Genomic DNA, 23,903 nt, shown 5'->3' with positions numbered 1-23,903 from the left:
GTTATCCGAAGTAGACCCGGCGGGTCGCGTTGCCGTGCCCGAACAGCTCGGGCGCGGTACGCGGGCCCGCCGGTGCCGTCTGCGCGGCCAGTGCCGCCGGGTCGCCGTCGAAGCGTTCGATCATCCGCTTGTAGAGCCGGATGATCGCCTGTTCCCACACGATGCCGAGAGTGTCGGCGTAGGCGTTGATCTGCGCGTGCGCCATACGGTCGTGGGTGGCGTCCACATCGCTGAGCAGTTCGTCGAGCTGCATTCCCGCGAAAGCCTGTTCGCGGGTGAGCGCGCGCTCGGGCAGCCAGCTGAGGACCCAGACCTCCGGGCCTGCGCCCACGCGTTCGGCGTATTCGGGGCTGCGGGTGCTGCGCATGTCGTTCGGGGTGAGGTGGATGGTCATCGGACACCTCCGATTTTCCCTGAGGGGAGCGGTGGCTCCCGGGTGAATGCCCACTTCCAGTGTGGCATTTGCCCTTCACTGCGGTCAATTGCCGTTGTAAGTTGGTAATTGCCCGAACAGCGGGTCGCTAAACAACTTTCGTGTCGACTCTGGGAGGCCGGACGCGTGCCGATGGTTCCGCAGGACCCCCGCACGGACGTGGTGCGTGCCATTCTCGCGCGCCTCGGCAAATTCTCCGGTGTCAGCGCGGATCGGTTGCGGCACACCGAGATCGGGGCCGCGCCGATTCTCGAGCTGCCGGTGGTCACGCGCTACGCGCAGCACGCCGGGATCGCCCCGGAGGACGCGGTGCTGCCGGTGCTGCGGGAAGCCGCCCGGCAATTGCCGCCGAGCCAGCTGCTCATCGCCGACGCGACGCTGGTCCTCGGACTGCTGCGGGACCCGGCGATCGCGGGTGTCGACCCGGCCGCGCTCTACGCGGTCAATCTCGGTGCTCGCCGGATCCACCTGGCACAGCAGTGGAACCAGCTGCACACCGCGCTCGGCGCGACGACGATCCCCGACGCGCCCACCGTCAAACGCCTGCGATCCAGTGCCGAACGCGAGGCGCTCACCGCACTGGCCGCCCTGCTCACCACGGGAACGGCACCCGACCCCGCCACCGGATCAGCCGTACCGCCGCCGCTGTCGGCCGAGATGGTCACCGTGGTCGGTGACGCGGTGATCGACCATCTCTATCGCGTGGACACCTTCCCCGGCGAGAACTCCCCCGTCGGCGGCACGTTCGCCGGGGCGCCCGGCGGCAAGGGCCTCAACCGGGCGGTGGCCGCGGCGCGGCTCGGGCTCGACGTGCGACTGCTGGCCGCCATCGGCGCCGACGACAACGGTCAGCAGATCCGCGACCTGCTCGCCCGGCACCGCATCGGCGAGGCACTGGTCAAGGTGGTGCCGAACGCCGCGACGCTGGTCACCGCCGTGATCATGACCCCGAGCGGCGAGGTCAGGCTGATCGGCTGCCGGGACCCGCACGTGCAGCTGAGCACCGAGGACCTCGACACCGAGTCGGTGCGCGCGACACTGGCCGCGTCGTCGGTGGTCGTGCTCACCTTCGAACAGCCCGCTCCGATCCTCGAGTACCTGCTCGCGCAGCTGCGCGCGCTGCCCGAGCGTCCCCACGTGATCGTCTGCGCGACACCGAGTCTGCCCGCACCGCAGAGCCTCTACACGTATCTCGACGTGGTGGACCATCTCGTCGGCTCGAGCACCGAGCTGGACGCGCTGCTGCCCGAGGTGCACACCGCCTCCCCCGCCGACACCGCCCGCAGGCTGCGCGGCCTCGGCGTGTCGGCGGTGTGCGCGGTGGACGGTTTCGCCTGCACGGTCTATTCCGAGGACGACGACATCGTCGTCGACCACTTCCCCCAGGTGCTCAAGGCCGCCGTCGGCGCGGCCGCCGCCTTCGCCGCGGCGCTGGCCGCGCGGGTGGTGGGCTCCGGTGGCGCGCTGACGGTTCCGGACTATGTGTGGTGTACCGCGGCCATGTTGCCGACCCAGAAGCTCGGGGTGGTCTCGACGGTGTTTCCCGACGTCACCGAGGTGGATCGGGTCGTGCACGTGTACGCCGACGCCGTTCACCCGGACGTGACACCCGGTTGACCTGTCCGCCGACACTCCGGGAGTAGAGTCGCGCCGTTGCCTTGCCCCTACCGTCCACGCGCCCGGGTCGCCCGGTGCCGGAACAGCCCTCGGAGGAGCGCTTGACGATCATCGAGTCCGTCCCGCACACACCGGATGCGGTGCCGGGACGCGGCGTTGAGGATCTGCGGCCGGATCATCTGTTCAGCCGCAACGGCACCCAGCTGCGGGTGCGGGTGCACGCGCTCGACAGCGACACCGACGGCGGCCATCTGCTGGTGTTCGGTGAGCTCGGCGAGCGGCCGCTGGTGCGGGTGCACTCGCGCTGCCTCTACGGTGACGCGCTCGGCTCCGACGACTGCGACTGCGGCCCGGAGCTGGCGCTGTCGATGGATCGCATCCAGGCCGAGGGTGGCGGCGTGCTGGTCTACCTCGAGCAGGAGGGCCGCGGCGCGGGCCTGCTGTGGAAGGCGATCGGCTATCGTGCCAGCGAGCAGTACGGCATCGACACCTTCGCCAGCTATGAGCGGCTCGGCCTGGACCCCGATGCCCGCCGCTACGAGCACGTGGCCAAGGCGCTGCTCGATCTGGGCATCCACCAGGTGCGACTGCTCACCAACAATCCGGAGAAGCTGCGCGCGCTGGCCGAGGCGGGGATCGCCGTCGAGGTGATCCCCCTCGCCATCCAGTTGCGCACCGACCGCGGCCGCCGGTACCTGGACGCCAAGATCCGGCACCGCAAGCACATGATTCCCCGCGATTTCGCGCCGTGGGCGCCGCAGTATTCGGCGTCCGCCGAGGTCGCGGTGGTGCCCGGGCGCCCGTGGTGGGCGCGGTGGCTGCGAGGTTTCCGGCCTGGCGGTCGTGGGTAACCCACGCCACAATCCCGTATGTCCGGTTACGATGAGTGAGCCGCGCCACTGCTGACGCCCATCGCTCGAGACGATGAGACAGTTCCACTCGCATTGGCTCGGTATCCGGCACGGCCTATTCGGGAACAGGGATATGACAGACATCGGTTTCGCGCACGCTTCCGGCGTCACGGTGCACACCGTGCCCGCCGCCTTCCAGCAGACCGCCGCGTTGCGGCCCGACCAGATCGCACTGCGCACGGTCGGGGGCACCCAGGAGATCACCTGGGCCGAGTACGCCACCCGCGTGCGCGCGCTCGCGGCGGGCCTGGCGAAACTCGGTGTGGGACACGGGGACGCGGTCGGGATCATGCTCACCAACCGCCCCGAGTTCAACCTCATCGACACCGCCGCGCTGCACCTGGGCGCCACCCCGTTCTCGGTGTACAACACCAGCTCCGCCGAGCAGATCGCGCACGTGTTCGCCAACGCGGGCAACAAGGTGGTCGTCACCGAGCAGGCGTTCCTGGACGTCATCCGGGAAGCAGGCGGCGAGATCGAGCACACCGTGCTCGTCGACGGCACCGCCGCGGGCACCATCACCCTCGCCGAGCTCGAGGCCGATCCGGCCGCCGATTTCGACTTCGACGCCGCCTGGCAGGCCGTGCAGCCGGGTGACCTGGCGACGCTGATCTACACCTCCGGCACCACCGGCCCGTCCAAGGGCGTCGAGCTCACCCAGACCAATGTGATCGCCCAGGTCGTCGGCCTGGTCTCGGGCCCGCTGCCGGTCGGTTTCGATGACCGCGCGGTGTCCTACCTGCCCGCCGCGCACGTCGCCGACCGCATCTCCGCGCACGCGATGAGCCTGCTCACCGGCATCCAGATCACCACTGTGCCCGACCCGCGCGAGATCGCCGCCGCGCTGCCCGACGCCCGTCCCACGGTGTTCTTCGGTGTGCCCCGGGTGTGGCAGAAGATCAAGGCCGGCATCGAGAACAAGCTCGCCGTGGAGCCGAGCCCGGTGAAGAAGGCGCTGGCCAACTGGTCGATCGGTGTGGGTGTCGCGCAGGCCAAGGCCAAGCTGTCCGGCGAGGGCGGCTCGGTGCTGCTGGGTGTGCAGCACAAGATCGCCGACACCCTGGTGCTGTCGAAGCTGCGCGAGGCGCTGGGCTTCGCCGAACTGAAGGTGGCCGCCTCGGGTGCGGCGCCGGTGCCGCCGGAGACCCTGGAGTACTTCCTCGGCCTCGGCTTCGCCGTCAGCGAGGTGTGGGGCATGTCGGAGACCACCGGTGTGGGCACCTACACCGAGATCGACAAGCCGCGGCCCGGTTCGGTCGGCCGGGTGATGGAGGGCTGCGAGCTGCGGCTGGACTCCGACGGCGAGGTGCTGCTGCGCGGTCCGATCGTCACCCCGGGCTACCGCAACATGCCCGACAAGACCGCCGAGGCCATCGACGACGCGGGCTGGCTGCACACCGGTGACATCGGCACCCTCGACGCCGACGGCTACCTGCGCATCGTGGACCGCAAGAAGGAGCTCATCATCAGCGAGGCGGGCAAGAACATCGCCCCGTCCAATATCGAGAACGCCATGAAGGCGGCCTCGTCGATGATCGGTCAGGCCGTCGCCATCGGTGAGGCCAAGCCCTACATCACCGCGCTGATCATGCTCGACCCCGATGTCGCCGCGTTGCGCGCCAAGGAGTTCGGCGCCACCGACGCCACCCACGCCGAGCTGGCCCGGCGCAAGGAGATCGTCGACGAGGTGCGTGAGGCCGTGCTCGCGGGTAACCGCAAGCTCTCGCGGGTGGAGCAGATCAAGCGCTTCGTCGTGGTGGAGACGCTGTGGGAGCCCGGTGGCGACGAGCTCACCCCGAAGATGTCGCTCAAGCGCACGCCGATCGCGAACAAGTACGCCGAGACGATCGAGGCGCTCTACGCGGCGACGCCGCCGGAGCACGTCGTCAACGTGAAGTAACCGACCGTCGACAGTGGCCCCGGACGAATACCGTCCGGGGCCACTGTCGTTGTGGTTCAGCGCTCTTCGTAGGTGCCGATCAGGGTGGCCCTGCCCAGGGTGTGGAAGAACAGGTTGAAGCCGAGGAACGCGGGCGCGGCGTCCGGCCCGACCTCGAGTTCGGGGACGTCGACCGCGTGCACCACCACGTAGTAGCGGTGCGGTCCGTGGCCCTTGGGCGGCGAGGCGCCGACGAATCCGGGGAACCCGCCGTCGTTGCGCAGGGTCACCGCGCCGGCGGGCAGCGTGCCGCCTTCGCTGCCCGCGCCGCTGTCCAGCGAGGTCACCGAGGCCGGGATGTTCGCCACGGCCCAGTGCCAGAAGCCGGAGGCGGTGGGCGCGTCGGGATCGAAGACGGTCACCGCGAAACTCTGGGTGCCCTCGGGGAATCCGGACCAGCTCAGCTGCGGCGAGATGTCCTTGCCGCCCGATCCGAACACACCTGACACCTGGTCGTTGGCCAGTGGCTGCCCGTCGGTGATGTCGGCGGAGGTGACGGTGAAGGAGGGCACCTGCGGCAGTGCGTCATAGGGGTTGTAGCTCATGGAGACCTCTCGGAGTGGTGGTCGATCAGCTGTGCAGAAGGAAATGTTCCAGTACCCGGGTGCCGAATTCCAGTGAGTGCACCGGCACCCGCTCGTCCACCCCGTGGAACAGGGCGGTGAAGTCCAGGTCGGGCGGCAGCTGCAGCGGCGCGAAACCGAAGCAGCGGATGCCCAGTCGCGCGAAGGCTTTCGCGTCGGTGCCGCCGGAGAGCATGTAGGGCACGGTGCGGCCCTGCGGGTCGTTGGCGAGGACGGCGTCGTTCATGGCGTCGACGAGGTGACCGTCGAAGGTGGTCTCGTAGGAGTCGAGTTTGGTGATCCACTCGCGCTCCACATCGGGGCCGATCAGTTCGTCGACCTCGCGTTCGAAGGCGGCCTGCCTGCCGGGTACCACCCGGCAGTCCACCACGGCCTCGGCGGTCTGCGGGATCACATTGGCCTTGTAGCCCGCCGAGAGCATGGTCGGGTTGGCGGTGTCGCGCAGGGTGGCGCCGATGATGCGCGAGATGGTGCCGAGCTTGGCGAGCTGGCCCTCGATGTCGGGGCTGTGCGGGTCGAATTCGAGCCCGGACTCCTCGCTCACCGCGGCCAGGAACTCGGCCACCGAGTCCGAGAGCACCAGCGGGAAGGTGTGTTTGCCCAGCCGGGCGACCGCGTCGGCCAGGATGGTGACCGCGTTGTCCTCGTGCAGGAACGAGCCGTGACCGGCGCGAGCCTTGGCGCGCAACCGCATCCAGCCCAGGCCCTTCTCCGCGGTCTCCACCAGGTAGAGCCTGCGTTCGGTGCCGTCGGGGCGGGGCACGGTCAGCGAGAACCCGCCGACCTCGCCGACCGCCTCGGTGATGCCGTCGAACAGGTCGGGCCGGTTGTCGACCAGCCACTGCGAGCCCCACCGGCCGCCGTTCTCCTCGTCGGCCAGGAACGCGAACACCAGGTCGCGCGGGGGTACCGTGCCCTCGGCCTTGAACTGGCGGGCCAGCGCCAGGGTCATGCCGACCATGTCCTTCATGTCGATCGCGCCGCGGCCCCACACGTATCCGTCGCGGACCGCGCCCGAGAACGGGTGCACACTCCAGTCCGCGGCTTCGGCGGGCACCACGTCCAGGTGTCCGTGGATCATCAGCGCGCCACGGCTCGAATCCGCGCCCTTCAGCCGCGCAAACACATTGCCGCGCCCCGGTGCGCCGGATTCGACGTATTCGGTCTCGTAGCCGACGTCCTGTAGCTGCTGGGCCACCCATTCGGCGCATTCGCGCTCGCCCTTGGTGGTGGCGAGCTCGCCGGTGTTGGAGGTGTCGAACCGGATCAGCGTGCTGACCAGCTCCACCACCTCGTCCACCGCGCGGGACCGACCGTTCGAACCAGAATTCTCGCCAGATGCCGACACGTCCCTTTCCTACCACTGTCCGGCCCCACCCCGCGCCACCTCCCCGGACTCGCACCGATTCGCCGCTGCTCGCCGCACCGCCCGACTACGACTCGCGGTGAGCGCAATTCCCCGGTCGGGCCACCGAATTCGCCGCGGGTGCGGCGTGCGTGGTTGGCTGACACGGTGAGATCGCGCGGTGTCCGGATCGGAGCCACTCTGCTGGCGGGAGCCGCGACGCTGGCCGGCGCGGCCGGGGTCGCGCTGCATTTCGTCGGCTGGGCGGTGGAGCCGCTGGTGCTGGCCGCGTCCGCCGCGCCGTATCTGATGTGCGGCGCGGTACTCGGAACGGCCGGATTCGCGGTGACGCGGCAGTGGGTCGCCACCGGCGCGGCCGCGCTGGTGACGGTGATCGGTCTCGCGACGCAGGCACCCCTGTACATCGCCGACGGCGCAGAGGGCGCCGGGGTCGCGATCACGGCGATGCAGGCCAATCTGCTCTTCGATGGCGCCGACCCGTCCGCGCTGGTCGAGCAGGTACGGGCGCGGGACGTCGCGCTGCTCACCGTCAACGAACTGACCCGCCCGGCGGTGGACGCGCTCGGCCGGGCCGGGCTCGACGAACTGTTGCCGCACCGCTATCTCGCGCCGGGGCAGACCGCGAGTGGGACCGGGATCTGGAGCCGCTATCCACTGTCGGAGACGGTCGAATACGACGGGTTCGTGCTGAACCAGATCTCGGCGACCGCGACCGTGCCCGAGGTGGGGCCGGTCTCGGTCTACGCGATCCATCCGGTGCCGCCGATCTACGACACCGGTGTGTGGGCCGCCGAGCTGACGCGGCTGACGGCGATCATCGAATGCGCGCCGACCGGGCGTCCGGTGGTGGTCGGCGGCGACTTCAACGCCACCCACGATCACACCCGGTTCCGGGCGATGACGGCCGGGCGGTACGCCGATGCCGGGGCGCAGGCGGGTGCGGGCAGGCTGGTCACCTATCCGACCGACCAGCGCTTTCCGCCGGTGGTCGGTATCGATCACGTGCTCCTCGACGGGGCGCACGCGACCGGGGTCGAGACGGTGGATCTGCCGGGGGCCGATCACCGGGCGCTGGTCGCGCGCATCGTGCTGCATCGAGAACCGTAGTCACCGGCGCACGTCCGTCCGCTGACACGCCACGTCGTGAGCGGTCCGGGTTCGCGGACGTCGTTACGAAACAGGCGGCACGGTGTCGACACGTGTCGTCACCGTCGCGCCGCGGGTGGACGCTTCGCTCACCACCGTCTCGATGCGTGCGGCCATCGCCCGGCCTGCCGCGTGGAGGGGTTCGGTGGAGCGCAGGGTGCGGCCGAGGATGAACGCCCCTTCCAGTGCGGTCAGGATCGCCACGATCAGGTCGCGGGCCGCCGCTTCCGGTAGCCCTCTGGCCAGGAAGTAGGCCGTGCCCTGGTCGATCCAGTCGCGCATCACCTCGGCCGCCGCCTCGCGCAGGGGCGGTTCGCTGTCGGCGATCTCCCCGGCCACCGTGCCGACCGGGCACATGTTCATCCAGCCGGACTCCTCGAGCGTGCGCGCGGCCTCGGTGAAGGCGGCGGGCACCGCGACGCGCAGGTCCTCGTGCGGGTCCATCAGCAGCGGCAGCAGCTGGATGTAGGCGGCACCCGAGGTGCGCAGCGCTTCGGCGGCGATCTGCACCTTGCCGTGCGGAAAGTGGTGATACAGCGAACCCATCGGAGCCTGTGCCGCCGCGGTGATCTGTTTGACGGTGATCGCGCTGTAGCCGTGCACACGCAGCAGTTCGCTCACCGCGACGACCAGCCGTTCCCGCGTCGTCATTGACATCCGCTCGCTCACCGTTCCAGACTAGAGCATCCGCACTAGAGCGAACGCTCTACTCCGAGGAGGGCACCGTGCCGACCGTCGACATCCCCGCCGGACGTCTCCACTACCGCGACCAGGGCGAGGGCCCGCCAGTGGTCCTGCTGCACGGACTGCTGATGAACCACACGGTGTGGGATGCGGTGATCGACCTGCTGCCCGCCGGGTTCCGGTACGTGCTGCCCGATCTGCCTCTCGGCGCGCATCCCGAACCGATGAGGCCCGGCACCGATCTGAGCCTGCGCGGCCTCAACCACCTGATCGCCGATTTCCTCGCCGCCCTGGACCTGCGCGAGGTCACCCTCGTGCATTCCGACTGGGGTGGGGCGCTGTTCCTCACCGCGTACGGCCTCGACGAGCGCGTCGGCCGGCTCATCGTGTTCCCGTGCGAGGCGTTCGGCAACTTCCCGCCCGGCCTGCCGGGCAAGTCGGCGACCCTGGCCGCGTACCTGCCCGGCGGCGTGAGCCTGGCCCTGCGCCAGCTACGGGTGCCGTGGCTGCGCCGGACTCCCCCGCTGTTCGGCTGGATGGCCAAGTACCCGATCCCCGACGGCCTCGTCCACGGCTGGACCGAGCCCGGTCTGCGTCAACCGGCCATCCGCGCCGATGTGCTCGCCTACATGCGCTCGAGCCGTCGCAAGGCCGACCTCGTCGCCGACACCGAAGCCCTCCGGAACTTCTCCGGCGAGGCGCTCGTCCTCTGGTCCAGCGCGGGCAAGGTCATGCCCCGCGAGCACGGCCACCGGCTGGCCGCTCTGCTGCCCCATGCCCGGCTGGTCGAGATCGACGACGCCTACGTCCTGTCCATGCTCGACCGGCCGCGAGCTGTCGCCGCCGCCGTCACCGAGTTCCTCACCACCACCGGCGCCCGCCGATAGCCGTGCCGCACAAGCGGTCTCACCGCGGATCAGGTCTGCTGGAGTGGTTCGTAGACCTCCGCCCCGAGCCCGAAAGTCCAGGCGACGCCCTCGCGGGCGGTGCGGGTGGCCGGCGGGACGCGCAGCCAATAGGTGCGGTGGGTGCCGTCCGGTTCCGGGGTGGAGTTGACGACTTCGACCATCACCACGTCCTCGTCACCCACGAGCGCGATCCGCCACAGGACGCCGGTCTCGTCGCGATGCACCGGACGCGCGTCCGATTCGGTGAGATACCGGTCGTAGCCGTAGTACTCGAGCATCACCCGGCGCAGTTCGGCGTTCTCCTCGTCCCGGATGCGCTGCGGGGTCAGGGTGCGCAGGCTGTCGAGGAACCCGGCGGTGACCGGCATGCCGCGCCAGGCGTGCAGGGCGAAGCCGTCGGCGTAGGCGAGGGCCGGGCCGTCGCCGTTGTCGAGGCGGCCCGCTTCGTCGCGGTGCAGCTCGAGTGGACGCTCGGTGAGCACGGCGACATTCTCGTAGGGCCACCACCAGCCCGCCTGTGTCGCCACGGCGGCCAGGCCGTCGAGCGGGTTGCCGGGCCGGGTGTCGTAGGCGCTGAGCCAGGCGGCGTCGTGCTGACCGAGCACGGCGTCGAGCAGCAGGAGCCGGACCTGCTGCTCCCGGCGGGGATCTCCGTCGGCGACCGCCTCGAGCACGCCGGTCCGTAGACGTTCGACCACGGCGTTGGTGGACTCCCACAGGTCCGCGCCGGTCGCACGCCAGTGCGCGCCGTAGCCCTCGGCGCCCAGCTCGGCGTGCAGCCGCGCCCGTTCGGCCGACCAGGGACCGTTGCGTATCGTGTCGCGGACGGACGGGCCGGTCGCCTGCCCCTCGAACAGCAGGCGCACCGCCGCGGGCGGCGAAGCGGCCCACAGGATCCGGTCCGGTTCGGCCAGTCCGGCGCGGGTGTAGGCCAGCCGGACGCCCGCCTCCGCGGCGGCTCGGTCACCGGCACCGGTCGCGGCGGCCACCGCGCGCCAGTCGAGTGAGTTCGTCGTCGTGCTCATCAGTCCGCCACCACCCGCACCGAACCGGGGACGTACTCGCGTTGCCGGATCACCCGGAACCACCCCTTCGGCAAGACGATCGGCGCGTGTTCCTCGTGAACGACCCGCCCGCCCGTCGGCAGATGCAGCAGCAGCGGGCCGAACACGCTCGCCTCCCGGATCAGCCTGCCGGGGCCGGGAATCGCGTGCGCGTGCCCGGTCACCTCACCCAAGGCCAGCACCAGTCGTCCTCTGCTGTCGCGTGATTCGCCGCGCGCCGTGTGCGCGGCGGCGGGCACCGCGTCCTCGGCCAGCGGCACGATCAGCACATCACCCTGTCGGTACATGTCGTCCTCCCCGTCGCGGCCCTCGTGGGCCTGTCGTGCGCTCGACCGTAGCGGCGGCCACCGACAACCCGGCCCAGGCGCGGAAGCTGTCGGTGCCCCTTGATAGAAACGCTGCTGTCACCACCGGGGCGGCACGTCGACAAGGGGCGGGAATTCATGAACACAGGAATACATCTCGACGCATGGGGCGGCCTGCCCACACATCCTTTCCCCGTGCTGGACGAGGAAACCGACGAGACCGGCCGCGCCGCGGCGCTGCGCGATCTGCCCGCGGCCGACGAAGTGGCGTGGCGCATCACGGTGAACTGCGACGAGCCCGAGGAGACCTGGACCGAGGCGTTCGAACGGTTCCTCGACACCGTCGATCCCGGCCGGGTCCGGGCGCTGGTCATCGGCTGCTGGCCGGAGGCCTACGACAGCGGTCCGGACGAGATCTTCGCGGCGATCGTGGCCGCGAAGGCCCGGTTCACCAGCTTGCGAGCGGTGTTCGTCGGTGACATCCACTCCGAGGAATGCGAGATCTCCTGGATCAACCAGGGCCGGGTGAGCACGCTGCTCGAAGCGTTTCCAGCACTGGAGGAGTTCGGTGTGCGCGGCGGGCAGAATCTCGACTTCTCCGCCGTCCGGCACGAGAATCTGCGCCGGCTCGTCGTCCAGGCCGGCGGACTGCCCGCCGAGGCCGTGCGTGGGGTGGCCGGTTGTGAGCTGCCCGCCCTGGTCGATCTCGAATTGTGGCTGGGCACCTCCGATTACGGCGGCGACAGCGATGTCGATGATTTGGCCCCGATACTGGCGGGTGACCGGCTGCCGCGGCTCACCCGGCTGGCCCTGCGCAACAGCGAGATCCAGGACGCGATCTGCGCCGCGGTGGCCTCGGCTCCGGTGGTGGCCCGGCTCGACGAGCTGGACCTGTCGATGGGTGTGCTCACCGACGACGGCATCATCGCCCTGCTCGGTGGGCAGCCGCTCGATCACCTGAAGTCGCTGGACCTGCGCCACAACTATGTGAGCGCCGAGATCGGCGCCCGGCTCACCGCCACCCTCGCCGGTGTCAGCGTGGATCTCGACGCCGCCGACGCCTACAGCTACGAGGACGGCGCCAACGTCTGGCGTTACGTCTCCGTCGCCGAGTGAGTTCCGGTGCGCTGGGTGGTGGTCGGCAATGCCGAGAATCGGCGGGTCGAGCTGTTTTCCGGGGCGGTTCGTGCCGCGGGGCAGCCCGCGCCCCGGATCGTCACCTGGCAGCGGGTGCTCACCGAGGGCGGCCACACGTTCGCCGATGACGAGATCGTCCGGCTCGAGTCGCCGGGTGAGAACCCGGCGGTGGACGCGCGGCTGCGTGGTGTGCACGAGCCGACCCGCGTGGAGGGTTCGGCACGCTGGTACACGAACTTCCTCGCCGCCGTCGGGTCGCTGCGCGGCGGTGTGCGTCTCGACGACGCGGACGAGCTGGCCGTGCTGTTCGACAAGCGGCTCTGCCACTCCCGGCTGGCGGCCGCCGGGGTCCCGGTCCCGCCCGCACCGGCGACCGGTCCGGTGCGGGGCTGGTCCGACGTGAAAGCAGCGCTGCGCGAGGCCGGGATGCGGCGGGTGTTCGTCAAGCTTGCCCATGGCTCCTCGGCTTCGGGGGTGCTGGCCGTCGAGTCCACGGCCTCCGGTCGCTGGCAGGCGACCACTTCGGTGGAGATCGGCGCGGACGGCGCCCTGCACAATTCGCTGCGGGTCCGGCGTTATCGCGACGAGCGCGTGATAGCGGGCATCGTCGACCGGCTCGCACCCGACGGCCTGCACATCGAACGCTGGATTCCCAAGGCGGCGCTCGACGGCCGCAGCGCCGACCTGCGGGTCGTGGTCATCGGCGGCCGGGCCACCCATGTCGTGGTGCGCACCAGCCGGGCACCGCTGACCAATCTGCATCTCGGTGGCACCCGCGGGGATCTCGCCGCGGTGCGGGCCGCCGCGGGTGAACGCTGGGCGGCGGCACTGGCCGTCTGCGAGCGCGCCGCCGCCTGTTTCCCCGGCACGCTGTGTGTCGGTGTCGACCTGCTGCCCGGACTCGGCTGGCGCCGGTTCACCGTGGGCGAGGTGAACGCCTTCGGCGACCTGCTGCCCGGCCTCGCGGGGCTCCCGGCGACACCCGCCGAGGGCCTCGACACCTACGCGGCGCAGCTGGCCGCCGCACCCCACTTCCGCGCCGCGACCTCGCGCCCGGCCACGATCGGACTGCTCTCATGACCGAACCCCTCCTACCCCACCCGGACATGTCCGAGGTCGTCGGCCGCGACGACCTGCTGCTGCTCACCCTCGACACCCTGCGCTACGACGTGGCCGTCGAGCTGGCGGCGGCGGGCCGCCTCCCTCATCTGGCCGCCCACCTCCCCGGGGGACGCTGGCAGCGCAGGCACGCGCCCGGCAGTTTCACCTACGCCTCGCATCAGGCCATCTTCGCCGGATTCCTGCCCACTCCCGCGGCGCCCGGCCCGCATCCGCGCCTGTTCGCCGCGCGCTTCGCCGGTAGTGAGACGACCGCGGAGGGCACCTTCGTCTTCGACGAACCCGATCTGGTGACGGCGCTGGCCGCCCGCGGCTATCACACGGTGTGCATCGGCGGTGTCGGCTTCTTCAACAAGCAGGGCGCGCTGGGCAGTGTGCTGCCGGGCCTGTTCGCCGAGAGTCATTGGGAGCCGGAGTTCTCCGTGGCCTCGCCCACCTCGTTCGAATCCCAGGTGGCGCGGGCCGAACAGGCGCTCGCCGCGGTGCCCGGCGAGCAGCGGGTGTTCCTGTTCGTCAATGCCTCGGCCCTGCATCAGCCGAACTGGTTCCACCTGCCCGGTGCCACCCGCGAGGCCGGGGACAGCCGCGAAACCCATGCCGCCGCACTGGAGTACATCGACGCCCACATCGGCCGGCTGTTCGCGGCGATGCGCTCGCGGCGCCGGTGCTTCGCGATCGTGTGTTCCGACCACGGCACCACCTATGGCGAGGACGGCTACACCGGGCATCGGCTCGGCCACGAGAGCGTGTGGACGGTGCCCTACAGCCACTTCTTCCTGGAGCCGACCGCATGATCGACACCCTGCCCCGGCCGTACCAGAACTACGTCTACGCCTATCCGCACAAGACCGCCTACCGGCCGCTGCCGGATCGGCCCGCCCTGTCGCAGGTGTGGGCGGGTGAATCCCGGTCGGCGCTGTCGCTGTATCTGCACATCCCGTTCTGCGAGGTGCGCTGCGGCTTCTGCAATCTGTTCACCCGGGTCGGCGCGCCCGACGGCCTGACCGGACGCTATCTCGACGCGCTGACCCGGCAGGCCGGCGCCGTGCGCGCGGCACTGGGCGACGCCGAGCGGCCACGGTTCGCCAATGCCGCCTTCGGCGGCGGCACCCCGACCTTTCTCGACGCCGCCGAGCTGACCCGGCTGTGCGATATCGCCGAAGGGATCATGGGCGCCGACCTGCGCGCGATCCCGCTCTCGGTGGAGGCGTCCCCGTCGACCTCCACCGCCGACCGGCTCTCCGTGCTCGCCGAACGCGGGGCGACGCGGCTGAGCCTCGGGGTGCAGAGCTTCATCGACGAGGAGGCGCGGGCGGCGGTGCGGCCCCAGCGACGCGCCGAAGTCGAAGCGGCACTGGGCCGTATCCGCGACGCGGGCATTCCGGTGCTCAATATCGACCTGATCTACGGCATCGACGGCCAGACCGCGGCCAGCTGGCAGTACTCCCTGGATGCGGCGCTGGCGTGGCGGCCCGAGGAGATCTACCTCTATCCGCTCTACGTCCGCCCGCTGACCGGGCTGGCCTGGCACGCCGATCCCGATGTCGCCGAACGGGAATGGGACCGCGAGCGGCTCGCGCGCTACGCGCAGGGCCGCGACCACCTGCTCGCCGCGGGCTACGAGCAGGTGTCGATGCGGATGTTCCGCCGCCGCGACGCGCCCCCGCAGGGTCCCGACGACTACGCCTGCCAGACCGACGGCATGATCGGCCTGGGCTGCGGGGCGCGCTCCTACACCTCGCGGCTGCACTACTCCTTCGACTACGCAGTCGACCTGCGCGAGGTCCGCGGCATCATCGACAGTTACGTCGCCACCACGGATTTCGGGTCGGCCGTGCACGGGCGGGCCATCGACGCCGACGAAGCCGCACGCCGTCATCTGCTCCAGTCGCTCCTGCAAGCCGAGGGCCTGCCGGTGGCCGACTACCGGCGCCGCTTCGGCACCGACCCGTGGGACGACTTCGGTCCGCAACTGCACACCTTGGCCGACCGCGGCTGGTTGACCGGCACCGGCACCGGCCTGCTGCGCCTGTCGGCCGAGGGCCTGGCCTATTCCGATGCCATCGGCCCCGACTTCTTCTCCCCCGGCGTGCGCGCCGCCATGGCCGCCTACGAGTTGCGCTGATGGACCTGACGATCCTCTACCGCGGCCCGCTGGCCTCCTGCGACTACGACTGCCCCTACTGCCCGTTCGCCAAACGGCGCGACAGCACCGAACAACTCCGGGCCGACCGCGCGGCCCTGCACCGCTTCACCGAGTGGGCCCGCGCCCAGACCGGCGACCGGCTGTCGGTGCTGTTCACGCCGTGGGGCGAAGGGCTGGTGCGCTCGTGGTACCGGCGGGCGCTGGTCGAACTCTCCCATCAGCCGCACATCGACCGGGTCGCCATCCAGACCAATCTCAGCGGCCGCGTCGACTGGATCGCCGAGGCCGACCCCGCCACCCTGGCCCTGTGGTGCACCTACCACCCCGGCCAGACCCCGTACCGCCGGTTCCTCGACAAGGCCGAACGCCTGGCGGCGGCCGGAACCCGGTTCAGCGTCGGCATCGTCGGACTGCCCGAGCATCTCGACCACGCCCGCCGCCTGCGCGCCGACCTGCCCGAGCACGTCTACCTCTGGGTGAACGCGGCCGAGGGCCACACCTACACCGACGACCAGGCCGCCGACTGGACCGCCATCGACGAGCTGTTCCCGTTCAGCCGCCACCCGCATCGCTCGGCCGGGCTGCCGTGCCGCACCGGCAGTTCGGTGATCTCGGTCGACGGCGAGGGCACCGTCCGGCGCTGCCATTTCGTCCCGGCCCCGCTGGGCAATCTCTACGACGACTCCTACCGCGCGGCCCTCACGCCACGCGCCTGCCCGCTGACGGTGTGCGACTGCCACATCGGCTACGTCCACCTCGAGACCCTGCCGCTCTACGACGTGTTCGCCGGTGGTGTGCTGGAACGGATTCCGGCGCGGGCGGCGCCCGGACACCAGGGTCAGGCGAGTTCGAGTGTCGTGGTCACCGGCGTGACGCCGGTCGACAAGTCCAGCACCGGGCAGTGCGCGTCGACCGCGTGCTGCAGTTCGGCGTAGCGTTCGGCGGTCTCCGGGCCGGTGATCCGCACGCTCACCCGCACCGCCTGGAAACCGGGTCGCACCGAGTCGTCGATGCCGAAGAACCCGCGCACGTCCAGATCACCCTCGGCGGTGATCGCGAGATCCTCGACCGTCACGCCCAGGCGCTGGGCCCAGAACCGGTAGGTCACCACCTGGCAGGAGATCAGCGCCGCCAGGTACACCTCCACCGGATTGGCGTCGGCGTCGGCACCGCCCAGGGTCGGCGGCTCGTCGACCCGTACGGTGTGCGACCGCGCGGTGACCACACTGCCCACCGTGCCCGCCGGTGTCCCCGACGCCCGGAACACCACCTGCGCCTTGGCCGGATCGGTCGCGACCGCCTGCGCGGTCGCCTCGGAAATCGCGTTCAGATTCTCCAGCTGACTTGTCATGCCCGGACGCTATCGGCGCCGATCCGGCCCCGACACCCTTGCGCTCGCCGTGACCCGAACGCCCGCGACGACCATCGCACAGCATCCGAGACCAGGGTTGGCGGTCAGGCCAGGCGGCGATCGAACACCTGGGTGCCCGCGCCCGTGGCCGGGTCGACGGTGATCACGCGGAGATCCACGGTGTCCGGGGTCAGGTCCATGACCATGAAACCCAGTTCGCTGTGGGTGTCGAACAGGGCGGGGTGGGCGGGTCCGGACGCGGAGCCGTGGCCACCGGAGGTCTTGGCGGCGGCGCCGGAGACGATCTGGCGGGTGCCCTTGGAGGCCGGGGTCGGTTCCAGGACCTGGAGGGTGTGGTCGTGGCCGGAGAGCAGGAACGAGACCTTGCCCAGCACATGGTCTTCGAAGAAGCGTTTGGCGTGCACACCGTTGAGGGGTTCGATCGGCAGGCCCTCGTAGTTGCCCGCGTCGCCGTGCGGGCCGTTGCTGAGATAGGGCTGGTGGGTGCAGGCGATCTTCCACGTCGCCGGGGAGTCGGCCAGGGCGCCGTCGAGCCAGGCGCGCTGGGCGTTCATGTACGGGCCGTCGACCGACCAGTACGGGTCGAGCAGCGGCGGGATGTAGGCGGCCAGGGGGTTGATGTCGAGGACGAAGAACTCCACCACCGGGTTCTGCTCGGGAACCCGCACCGAGTAGTAGCGGCTCGGCATCCACCAGCGCGGTGATCGTGCGTGATAGGCGACCTCGTGGTTGCCGCGGGCCAGCCAGCCGCCGTCACCGGGGAACACGGCGCTGGTGTCGTGGTTGCCGAGCACCATCGCCCAGGGGAAGTCCAGGCCGGTGTTGGGGTCCTCGAATTTGGTGGCGAACTGGATGTCGTCGGGGCCGTCCGGACCCGATTCGTAGATGTTGTCGCCCAGGCCGACGGCCAGCGAGAACGGTTCGCGGGCGTGGAAGGCGCGCGCGGCGTCGGCCACCGCCCACTGGGTGCGGGTGCCGGTGCCCGCGTCTCCGGTGACCAGGACCCTGACCTGCCCTCCGGTGGGCGCGGGGAACTTGGGAACCTCGGCGGGGACGGCGGCCGCGGGGGTCAGGCCGAACAGGCCCAGGCCGGCGACGGCACCGGCCGCGCCCGCCAGGACCTCGCGACGGCCGACGCCGATCGGGGACTGCTCGTGCATGCTCACCTTCTGGATCGTGGGCCAGTTGGACAACCGACCTGATACAAGCACACAGTCCCCGGCGGCGCAGCGCGACTGGTCGATCCGCCGCCTCAGCCGCGCGCGGTGGGGTGCTCGAAGCCCGCCGCGGCGTCCATGTCCTCGAGCGACATCCCCTTGGTCTCCGGCACGAACCGCGCGACGAACAGCAGCGAGAGCAGCGCGAACGCCGCGTACATGCCGTAGGCGAAGCCGAGCGAGAAGGTTTTCAGGCTGGGGAAGCTGACCGTGATGGCCCAGTTCGCTGCCCACTGCCCGGCCGCGGCCAGCGACAGCGCCGCGCCCCGGATCCGGTTCGGGAACATCTCCCCCAGCAGCACCCAGACCACCGGACCCCAGCTCATGCCGAAGAAGATGACGAACAGGTTGGCCGCGACCAGCGCGATCGGCCCGAGCGCGCCGGTGAGCTGCGGCTCGAGCACCCCGTCCGCGTCGGGCACCTGGTCGGCGGCGCCGAAGCAGACCGCCATGGTCGCCAGGGTGACCGTCATGCCGATCGAGCCGACCAGCAGCAGCGGGCGGCGGCCGACCTTGTCGATCAGCATGATCGCCACGACGGTGGTGGCGATATTGACCACCGAGGTGAACACGCTGATCACGAACGACTGCGATTCCTCGAAACCGACGGCCTCCCACAGGATGTTCGAGTAGTAGAAGATCACGTTGATGCCCACCGCCTGCTGGAACACCGACAGCATCAACCCGATCCAGACCACCGGATAGATCCCGCCGCCGGGCTTGCGCAGGTCGCGCCACGACGGTTTGGTGTCGCTCTCGAGGCTGTCCTGGATGCGGCCGATGGTGAGCTCGAGGTTCTTCTCCCCGAACAGCAGCGTCAGCACCCGGCGCGCTTCGGGAATGCGCTGTGTGGCGACCAGGAAGCGCGGCGACTCGGGGATCGTGGTGGCGAGCACGCCGTAGAACACTGCGGGTATCGCCATCGACAGGAACATCCAGCGCCACGCCTCCAGCCCGAACCACAGCGTCTCGGAGGCACCACCCGCGATGTGGGCGAGCAGGAAATCGACCAGCAGCGCCAGGAAGATGCCGAGCACGATGGCGAGTTGCTGCAGCGAGCCGAGCCTGCCGCGGATGCGCGCGGGCGCGGTCTCGGCGATGTAGGCGGGCGCGATCACCGAGGCCACGCCGACACCGAGTCCGCCGATGACCCGGCCCAGCACCAGGATCCACACATCCGGGGCGAACCCGGTCACCAGCGCGCTCACGAAGAACAGCGCCGCGGCGATACGCATCACCTTGAGCCGGCCGATCCGGTCGGCGATACGGCCCGCGGTCATGGCACCGGCCGCCGCGCCGAGCAGGGCGGAGGCGACCGCGAAGCCGAGTACCGCGTCGGCGACACCGAATTCGTCCTGGATCGCGGCGACCGCGCCGTTGATCACCGCGCTGTCGTAGCCGAACAGCAGGCCACCCAGCGCCGCGACCGAGGCGATCCGGACGACGCGGTTGTTCGAGGCGCCTTCCTCCACGGTGTCCCCATCGTGCATGGCGTCGTCCTCTCCACCGCCGCACGGCGCCGCCGCGCGGGTTGCCTCGTGAACCAGAACACAGTGTGCGGCACGCGAGCCCGGTCGTCGGCCAGCGCCACACCGTGCGTTCACCCGCCGGTCATGCCCGCCCGTTAGCGTCCGGCCGATGACCGATGTCCAGCTGGGCCCGATCCCGCGCGACCTCAGCGAGATCGCCGATCTCGCCACAGCCGTGGATCTGGCCGACACCACCGCGTTCACCGTCGACGACACCGACGACGACGATCCGCTCCTGCTGACCCGCCCGGGCGGCCGCGTGGTCGACACCTGGCGCGAGGGCTACCCGTACGGCGAGCGGCTCTCGCGGGCCGAGTACGAGCTCGACAAGCGGCTGCTGCAGATCGAGCTGCTCAAGCTGCAGAACTGGGTGACGGCGACCGGCAGGCGCGTGGTCATCGTGTTCGAGGGACGCGACGCGGCGGGCAAGGGCGGCACGATCAAACGGTTCATGGAGCACCTGAATCCGCGCGGGGCGCGGGTGGTGGCGCTGGAGAAGCCCTCGCCGCGCGAGGCCACGCAGTGGTATTTCCAGCGCGCTATGTCGAGCATCTGCCCGCCGCGGGCGAACTCGTGTTCTTCGACCGGTCCTGGTACAACCGGGCCGGCGTGGAACGGGTGATGGGATTCTGTACGCCGCAACAGCATCGGCGGTTCCTGGCGCAGGTGCCGCTGTTCGAGCGGATGCTCGTCGAGGACGGCATCGATCTGGTGAAGTTCTGGTTCTCGGTCTCCCCGCTCGAACAGCGCACCCGCTTCGCCATCCGCCAGGTCGACCCGGTGCGACACTGGAAGCTGTCGCCGATGGATCTGGCCTCGCTGGACAAGTGGGACGACTACACCGCGGCCAAGGAGGAGAACTTCGAGCACACCGACACCGATCACGCGCCCTGGATCGTGGTGAAGAGCAACGACAAGAAGCGTGCCCGGCTCAACGCGATGCGCCATGTGCTCGGCGGTTTCGACTACGCGAACAAGGATCACCAGATCGTCGGCGCCGCCGACCCGCTGATCGTGGGCCGGGGGCGCGACGTCCTGGGTTCCTGAACCGGTCAGCGGGTCAGCGCGACCCGGTGCGCCTCGGTCAGCAGGGTCACCAGTTCGGTGCGTTCGGTCTCGTCGAGGACCTCGAAGCAGGGCTCGACGAGTTCGTCGGTGAGCTTCTCGGCGGCGGCCCAGCGGGTCCGGTGGTCTTCGGTGATCGGCTCGAACGGTTCCGGCCAGCCGAGCAGCTTCGCCTGGGTGGGTCCGTCGGAGACCGGCGAGCCCGCGATCAGGACCGCCTGCAGCGGGGTGAGCCCCTGGGCGAGGACCGCGACCAGGTGCAGGCCACCGCGCAGTTCGCGCAGCACGTGGGTCGCCTGCTGGACCGCGGCGCGGCCGTCGGCGGGCACCGGCATCGCCCGCCATCCGGCGAACAGCGACAGCCCCGGCGACGGTGCCGCCTCGATCACCGGCCGCAGCAGCTCCGCGAGCCGGTCGGCCTGCTCGAACGCGGCCAGTTTGCGCCTGCCGAAATCGTGACAGGCGCTGAGATAGCCCGCCGCGGCCTGCTCGGCGGGCATGGGCACCGACTCCCAGGCCGCCCGGATGCAGTCCGGCGCGAAGAAGCCGAAGGCCGCGGTGACGACATCGGCGTCCACCGCGCCGAGCACCCCGCCGCGCCCGCGCGCGTAGCCGGGATGGAATCCCGGCACACCGGTCGACTCGCCGAATGCCCGCGCCTCCCGCGACATCATGAACGCTCCGCCGAGCTCGAGCACCTGCTGCTTGACCGCTGTCGCCGTCATCGTCTGCCACCTTCCACTGTCGACTTTCGACCAGGCAGACTTTAACCGAGAATAGTCAGATGCGGAAGGTGCTCCGGACGCGCGTCATCGCCATCCGGCGTGGGTCCGGACGTTTCGCCGATCAGTGCCCGCACGGGTCGGTGAGGTGCAGCCCTTCGTGGACCTTGATGCGACGGTGCTCGGCGAGCACGATCGCGATCCCGGCCAGCGTGAAGACGCCGCACAGCACCCCGGCCAGGATCGTCCAGCCGACGAAGCCGTACCCGGCGGCGGTCAGCGTCGCCGCGAGCAGCACGATCCCGAAGCCGATGAACAGCAGTCCGGGCCAGTTGAGCGAGTCCTGGATGGATTCACCGGCGTGCGAGCGGGTGGTGCGTTCGGTATCGGGAAATTTGTGTTCATGGGGAAGGCTCGTGGCGTCCATGGCCCGAACCCCCTTTCCGGTGGGTCGGTGGGTCCCTACCTCCGGTGTACCCCCATTCGGCGGTGAACGTCAGGATCGATCCAGCAACATCCGCGCGACCCGGGCCCACTGCGCGAGGATCGCGGCTTCCGAGCGGGCCGAGGTACGCAGCGGACGCGAGGCCGAGAGGCCACGCAGCACGGTGACGGTCAGGTCGCGCACGGCCGGATAGTTCGGGTGGGTCACGATCTCGACGCCGAAGAGCCCGTCCACGACCCGGAACAGGTCCCGTCCCGCCTGTCGCTCGGCCGCGCGCAGCGCCCGCGCCAGCTCCGGATCGGTCCGCGCCGCGGCCCATAGTTCCTGTTCGGCCAGCGCGGGCGGGGCCGCGAAGGTCGCCGACAGCACGCTCAGCGCACGGTCGACAGCATCGGCGCCGGGCGGGATCAGCGCGACGGCCGCGCACGTGCCCGCCTCGTTGCGTTCGACCAGATGCGCCACCAGAGCCGTGGTCAGCGCCTTCATCGTCGGAAAGTGGTGCAGCAGCGCGCCGCGGCTCACGCCGGCGGCGGCCTGCACGGCGACGGTGGTCAGCGCGGCGTAGCCCTGCTCCACCAGCAACCGCGTGGCGGCGTCCAGGATGAGCGCGCGGGTCCGCACAGTGGACCCATGCCTGAGCACACTTCCCATTCCGGTCAGCGGCCGGCCGCCTGGTACGAGAGCTGGACCGAGACCCCGGAGTCACCCTGGCGGGGCCGGCCCGCCCCGGCCGACTCGCACGACTACCCCACGCTCACCTACGAGCGCGACGGGCGCGTCGCCCGGATCACCTTCGCCCGGCCCGACAAGGGCAATGCGATCACCGCCGACACTCCCCTGGATCTCGCGCACGCGGTGGAGCGGGCCGATCTGGATCCCCGCGTGCACGTCATCCTGGTGTCCGGGCGCGGGAAGGGGTTCTGCGGTGGCTACGACCTGGACATCTTCGCCGAATCCGGGATCGATCCCGCGACCGGCCGCGACGATGCCGCCGGGACCGCGGTGGACCCCGTCGCCCAGGCCGTCAACCACAATCCGTGGGGTACCTGGGACCCCATGCTCGACTACGCGATGATGAGCCGCTTCAACCGCGGTTTCGCCAGCCTGCTGCACGCGAACAAGCCCACCGTGGCCAAACTGCACGGTTTCGCCATCGCCGGTGGCACCGATATCGCCCTGTTCTGCGACCAGATCATCTGCGCCGACGACACCAAGATCGGCTACCCGCCCACCCGGGTCTGGGGCATTCCCGCGGCGGGCATGTGGGCGCACCGGCTCGGTGACCAGCGCGCCAAGCGCCTGCTGTTCACCGGTGACTGCATCAGCGGCGCGCAGGCCGCCGAATGGGGACTGGCGGTGGAATCGTGTCCGGCCGAGGAACTCGACGAGCGCACCGAGGCGTTCGTGGCCCGGATCGCGCGCATGCCGGTCAACCAGCTGATGATGGCCAAGCTCGCCCTCAACTCGGCGCTCAACGCACAGGGCGTGGCGAACTCGGGCATGATCGGCACCGTCTTCGACGGTATCTCCCGGCACACGCGCGAGGGCTACGCCTTCCAGTTGCGCTCCGCCACAGCCGGTTTCCGCGAGGCGGTCCGCGAGCGCGACGAACCGTTCGGCGACCACAAGCGACGCGGCTTCGAGGACTGACTCAGTCGCGGACCAGGACGAAGAAGTACGGCTCGGGCTTGTCCCGGAAGTCCATCAGGCCCAGCACGGTGTCCTCGTCGACGCGGCGGAAGACGTCGATGATCGGCAGGTGGTCGTAGACCATCGCGGTGGTCACCACCCCGCGATGCTCCACTTGGCGCAACCGGGCCCGGTGGTGCCGGGTGCGCAGGGCGGGTTTGAGCACGCGTAGGAGGCCGCGGCCCCGCGCCACCAGCGACGGGGGCACGGTGCCGACCAGCCCGAGCGGTACCCGGCGCGGGTCGACGGCGAAGATCTCGCCGGTGGCGTCGCCGAACAGCAGCGGATGCACCTGCTCGGTGCCGTCGAACTGCTTGCCGTACCAGCCCGAGGCCGCCAGCGCGCCGTCCATGCGGTGACCGGTGCCGAGCTCGCGGCCGTGCCAGCGGCCGGTCAGCTCACCGGCCCGCACCGGCGGCAAGCTGTCGAACAGGCGCAGCGCCTCCTCGCGCGTGCACTCGGGTTCGAGCGCGGTCAGACTGTCGATGCTCATGACTTCCTTCGG

At 70.5% G+C, this 23,903-nt stretch carries 24 protein-coding genes and 1 pseudogene; 12 read left to right on the top strand and 13 right to left on the bottom strand.

Annotation, left to right across the window (positions count from 1 at the left end; translation table 11 throughout):
- Position 1: 1 nt before the first annotated feature.
- Positions 2-394, bottom strand: coding sequence for a hypothetical protein (locus ACWEMY_RS04965; RefSeq protein WP_452388940.1), 393 nt, complete (start codon positions 392-394; stop codon positions 2-4).
- Between the two features lie 171 nt (positions 395-565).
- Between ACWEMY_RS04965 and ACWEMY_RS04960 the strand changes: the two genes are divergently transcribed.
- From ACWEMY_RS04960 to ACWEMY_RS04950, 3 genes are all read left to right on the top strand, one after another.
- Complete coding sequence (locus ACWEMY_RS04960) at positions 566-2,050, top strand: PfkB family carbohydrate kinase (RefSeq protein ID WP_452388954.1); 1,485 nt, start codon at positions 566-568, stop codon at positions 2,048-2,050.
- 101 nt (positions 2,051-2,151) lie between these two features.
- Positions 2,152-2,901 carry a GTP cyclohydrolase II gene (locus ACWEMY_RS04955; protein ID WP_452388939.1) on the top strand — a complete coding sequence of 250 codons (750 nt, stop codon included), beginning with the start codon at positions 2,152-2,154 and terminating at the stop codon, positions 2,899-2,901.
- A 133-nt stretch (positions 2,902-3,034) separates the two neighbouring features.
- Positions 3,035-4,861: an AMP-dependent synthetase/ligase gene (locus tag ACWEMY_RS04950; RefSeq protein WP_375927568.1), complete on the top strand. Its 1,827-nt coding sequence runs from the start codon at positions 3,035-3,037 to the stop codon at positions 4,859-4,861.
- A gap of 56 nt (positions 4,862-4,917) precedes the next feature.
- On the opposite strand, the gene ACWEMY_RS04945 is transcribed toward ACWEMY_RS04950, so the two are convergent.
- Together ACWEMY_RS04945 and ACWEMY_RS04940 are read right to left on the bottom strand one after the other, a co-directional pair.
- The gene (locus ACWEMY_RS04945; protein ID WP_452388938.1) at positions 4,918-5,445 is read right to left on the bottom strand and encodes a YbhB/YbcL family Raf kinase inhibitor-like protein; all 528 of its coding nucleotides are present in this window, start codon (positions 5,443-5,445) and stop codon (positions 4,918-4,920) included.
- Between the two features lie 25 nt (positions 5,446-5,470).
- On the bottom strand, positions 5,471-6,832 hold the full coding sequence (locus tag ACWEMY_RS04940; RefSeq protein ID WP_452388937.1) for a M20/M25/M40 family metallo-hydrolase: 1,362 nt from the start codon (positions 6,830-6,832) through the stop codon (positions 5,471-5,473).
- 165 nt (positions 6,833-6,997) lie between these two features.
- Here ACWEMY_RS04940 and ACWEMY_RS04935 point away from each other — a divergent pair, with 165 nt between their 5' ends.
- On the top strand, positions 6,998-7,957 hold the full coding sequence (locus tag ACWEMY_RS04935; protein ID WP_452388936.1) for an endonuclease/exonuclease/phosphatase family protein: 960 nt from the start codon (positions 6,998-7,000) through the stop codon (positions 7,955-7,957).
- A gap of 63 nt (positions 7,958-8,020) precedes the next feature.
- Here the strand turns inward: ACWEMY_RS04935 and ACWEMY_RS04930 are convergent, their stop codons facing one another.
- Complete coding sequence (locus ACWEMY_RS04930) at positions 8,021-8,647, bottom strand: TetR/AcrR family transcriptional regulator (protein ID WP_452388953.1); 627 nt, start codon at positions 8,645-8,647, stop codon at positions 8,021-8,023.
- Positions 8,648-8,721: 74 nt separating this feature from the next.
- On the opposite strand from ACWEMY_RS04930, the gene ACWEMY_RS04925 reads away from it, so the two are divergent.
- A complete protein-coding gene (locus ACWEMY_RS04925) occupies positions 8,722-9,567 on the top strand; it encodes an alpha/beta fold hydrolase (protein ID WP_452388935.1) in 846 nt (281 codons plus the stop codon).
- 29 nt (positions 9,568-9,596) lie between these two features.
- On the opposite strand, the gene ACWEMY_RS04920 is transcribed toward ACWEMY_RS04925, so the two are convergent.
- Together ACWEMY_RS04920 and ACWEMY_RS04915 are read right to left on the bottom strand one after the other, a co-directional pair.
- Positions 9,597-10,613 (bottom strand): DUF6745 domain-containing protein, encoded by a 1,017-nt coding sequence (locus ACWEMY_RS04920; protein WP_452388934.1) that lies wholly within the window; start codon positions 10,611-10,613, stop codon positions 9,597-9,599.
- Complete coding sequence (locus ACWEMY_RS04915) at positions 10,613-10,939, bottom strand: hypothetical protein (protein ID WP_452388933.1); 327 nt, start codon at positions 10,937-10,939, stop codon at positions 10,613-10,615. Before ACWEMY_RS04915 ends, ACWEMY_RS04920 begins: the two co-directional genes overlap by 1 nt.
- A gap of 156 nt (positions 10,940-11,095) precedes the next feature.
- Between ACWEMY_RS04915 and ACWEMY_RS04910 the strand changes: the two genes are divergently transcribed.
- The 5 genes from ACWEMY_RS04910 to ACWEMY_RS04890 are packed head-to-tail and all read left to right on the top strand — an operon-like array spanning position 11,096 to position 16,294.
- Positions 11,096-12,073 (top strand): STM4015 family protein, encoded by a 978-nt coding sequence (locus ACWEMY_RS04910; protein ID WP_452388932.1) that lies wholly within the window; start codon positions 11,096-11,098, stop codon positions 12,071-12,073.
- 6 nt (positions 12,074-12,079) lie between these two features.
- Entirely contained in the window at positions 12,080-13,174 is a 1,095-nt protein-coding gene (locus tag ACWEMY_RS04905) for an STM4014 family protein (protein ID WP_452388931.1), read from the top strand.
- On the top strand, positions 13,171-14,007 hold the full coding sequence (locus ACWEMY_RS04900; RefSeq protein ID WP_452388930.1) for an STM4013/SEN3800 family hydrolase: 837 nt from the start codon (positions 13,171-13,173) through the stop codon (positions 14,005-14,007). Before ACWEMY_RS04905 ends, ACWEMY_RS04900 begins: the two co-directional genes overlap by 4 nt.
- Positions 14,004-15,338 (top strand): STM4012 family radical SAM protein, encoded by a 1,335-nt coding sequence (locus tag ACWEMY_RS04895; RefSeq protein ID WP_452388929.1) that lies wholly within the window; start codon positions 14,004-14,006, stop codon positions 15,336-15,338. The genes ACWEMY_RS04900 and ACWEMY_RS04895 overlap by 4 nt, the downstream gene beginning before the upstream one ends.
- Entirely contained in the window at positions 15,338-16,294 is a 957-nt protein-coding gene (locus ACWEMY_RS04890) for an STM4011 family radical SAM protein (protein ID WP_452388928.1), read from the top strand. The genes ACWEMY_RS04895 and ACWEMY_RS04890 overlap by 1 nt, the downstream gene beginning before the upstream one ends.
- Here ACWEMY_RS04890 and ACWEMY_RS04885 read toward each other — a convergent pair.
- From ACWEMY_RS04885 to ACWEMY_RS04875, 3 genes are all read right to left on the bottom strand, one after another.
- A complete protein-coding gene (locus ACWEMY_RS04885; RefSeq protein WP_452388927.1) occupies positions 16,198-16,710 on the bottom strand; it encodes an OsmC family protein in 513 nt (170 codons plus the stop codon). The two genes, ACWEMY_RS04890 and ACWEMY_RS04885, sit on opposite strands and share 97 nt — an antisense overlap.
- A gap of 104 nt (positions 16,711-16,814) precedes the next feature.
- A complete protein-coding gene (locus ACWEMY_RS04880) occupies positions 16,815-17,891 on the bottom strand; it encodes a metallophosphoesterase (RefSeq protein ID WP_452388952.1) in 1,077 nt (358 codons plus the stop codon).
- Between the two features lie 92 nt (positions 17,892-17,983).
- Entirely contained in the window at positions 17,984-19,438 is a 1,455-nt protein-coding gene (locus ACWEMY_RS04875; RefSeq protein ID WP_452388926.1) for a sugar porter family MFS transporter, read from the bottom strand.
- Positions 19,439-19,586: 148 nt separating this feature from the next.
- Here ACWEMY_RS04875 and ppk2 point away from each other — a divergent pair.
- Positions 19,587-20,524: pseudogene (gene ppk2, locus ACWEMY_RS04870) on the top strand (polyphosphate kinase 2).
- 5 nt (positions 20,525-20,529) lie between these two features.
- On the opposite strand, the gene ACWEMY_RS04865 reads toward ppk2, so the two are convergent.
- From ACWEMY_RS04865 to ACWEMY_RS04855, 3 genes are all read right to left on the bottom strand, one after another.
- Positions 20,530-21,267 carry an SCO6745 family protein gene (locus tag ACWEMY_RS04865; protein ID WP_452388925.1) on the bottom strand — a complete coding sequence of 246 codons (738 nt, stop codon included), beginning with the start codon at positions 21,265-21,267 and terminating at the stop codon, positions 20,530-20,532.
- A 121-nt stretch (positions 21,268-21,388) separates the two neighbouring features.
- A complete protein-coding gene (locus ACWEMY_RS04860; protein WP_375927599.1) occupies positions 21,389-21,691 on the bottom strand; it encodes a hypothetical protein in 303 nt (100 codons plus the stop codon).
- A 69-nt stretch (positions 21,692-21,760) separates the two neighbouring features.
- Positions 21,761-22,330 carry a TetR/AcrR family transcriptional regulator gene (locus ACWEMY_RS04855; protein WP_452388924.1) on the bottom strand — a complete coding sequence of 190 codons (570 nt, stop codon included), beginning with the start codon at positions 22,328-22,330 and terminating at the stop codon, positions 21,761-21,763.
- Positions 22,331-22,339: 9 nt separating this feature from the next.
- Here ACWEMY_RS04855 and ACWEMY_RS04850 point away from each other — a divergent pair, with 9 nt between their 5' ends.
- A complete protein-coding gene (locus ACWEMY_RS04850) occupies positions 22,340-23,359 on the top strand; it encodes a crotonase/enoyl-CoA hydratase family protein (protein ID WP_452388923.1) in 1,020 nt (339 codons plus the stop codon).
- Between the two features lies 1 nt (position 23,360).
- On the opposite strand, the gene ACWEMY_RS04845 is transcribed toward ACWEMY_RS04850, so the two are convergent.
- Positions 23,361-23,891, bottom strand: coding sequence for a DUF4334 domain-containing protein (locus tag ACWEMY_RS04845; protein WP_452388922.1), 531 nt, complete (start codon positions 23,889-23,891; stop codon positions 23,361-23,363).
- Positions 23,892-23,903: the final 12 nt, after the last annotated feature.

It is taken from the genome of Nocardia sp. NPDC004415, from assembly GCF_053602435.1.
The sequence above is the reverse complement of the archived record's forward strand: the minus strand, read 5'-3'. Positions and strand labels throughout refer to the sequence as shown.

Bases quoted from the DNA above. Each gene is read 5' to 3' on its own strand.
- ACWEMY_RS04965 (WP_452388940.1), bottom strand. From the start codon at position 394: ATGACCATCCACCTCACCCCGAACGACATGCGCAGCACCCGCAGCCCC.
- ACWEMY_RS04960 (WP_452388954.1), top strand. From the start codon at position 566: ATGGTTCCGCAGGACCCCCGCACGGACGTGGTGCGTGCCATTCTCGCG.
- ACWEMY_RS04950 (WP_375927568.1), top strand. From the start codon at position 3,035: ATGACAGACATCGGTTTCGCGCACGCTTCCGGCGTCACGGTGCACACC.
- ACWEMY_RS04945 (WP_452388938.1), bottom strand. From the start codon at position 5,445: ATGAGCTACAACCCCTATGACGCACTGCCGCAGGTGCCCTCCTTCACC.
- ACWEMY_RS04930 (WP_452388953.1), bottom strand. From the start codon at position 8,647: ATGACGACGCGGGAACGGCTGGTCGTCGCGGTGAGCGAACTGCTGCGT.
- ACWEMY_RS04920 (WP_452388934.1), bottom strand. From the start codon at position 10,613: ATGAGCACGACGACGAACTCACTCGACTGGCGCGCGGTGGCCGCCGCG.
- ACWEMY_RS04915 (WP_452388933.1), bottom strand. From the start codon at position 10,939: ATGTACCGACAGGGTGATGTGCTGATCGTGCCGCTGGCCGAGGACGCG.
- ACWEMY_RS04910 (WP_452388932.1), top strand. From the start codon at position 11,096: ATGAACACAGGAATACATCTCGACGCATGGGGCGGCCTGCCCACACAT.
- ACWEMY_RS04900 (WP_452388930.1), top strand. From the start codon at position 13,171: ATGACCGAACCCCTCCTACCCCACCCGGACATGTCCGAGGTCGTCGGC.
- ACWEMY_RS04895 (WP_452388929.1), top strand. From the start codon at position 14,004: ATGATCGACACCCTGCCCCGGCCGTACCAGAACTACGTCTACGCCTAT.
- ACWEMY_RS04890 (WP_452388928.1), top strand. From the start codon at position 15,338: ATGGACCTGACGATCCTCTACCGCGGCCCGCTGGCCTCCTGCGACTAC.
- ACWEMY_RS04885 (WP_452388927.1), bottom strand. From the start codon at position 16,710: ATGACAAGTCAGCTGGAGAATCTGAACGCGATTTCCGAGGCGACCGCG.
- ACWEMY_RS04880 (WP_452388952.1), bottom strand. From the start codon at position 17,891: ATGCACGAGCAGTCCCCGATCGGCGTCGGCCGTCGCGAGGTCCTGGCG.
- ACWEMY_RS04875 (WP_452388926.1), bottom strand. From the start codon at position 19,438: ATGCACGATGGGGACACCGTGGAGGAAGGCGCCTCGAACAACCGCGTC.
- ACWEMY_RS04865 (WP_452388925.1), bottom strand. From the start codon at position 21,267: ATGACGGCGACAGCGGTCAAGCAGCAGGTGCTCGAGCTCGGCGGAGCG.
- ACWEMY_RS04860 (WP_375927599.1), bottom strand. From the start codon at position 21,691: ATGGACGCCACGAGCCTTCCCCATGAACACAAATTTCCCGATACCGAA.
- ACWEMY_RS04850 (WP_452388923.1), top strand. From the start codon at position 22,340: ATGCCTGAGCACACTTCCCATTCCGGTCAGCGGCCGGCCGCCTGGTAC.
- ACWEMY_RS04845 (WP_452388922.1), bottom strand. From the start codon at position 23,891: ATGAGCATCGACAGTCTGACCGCGCTCGAACCCGAGTGCACGCGCGAG.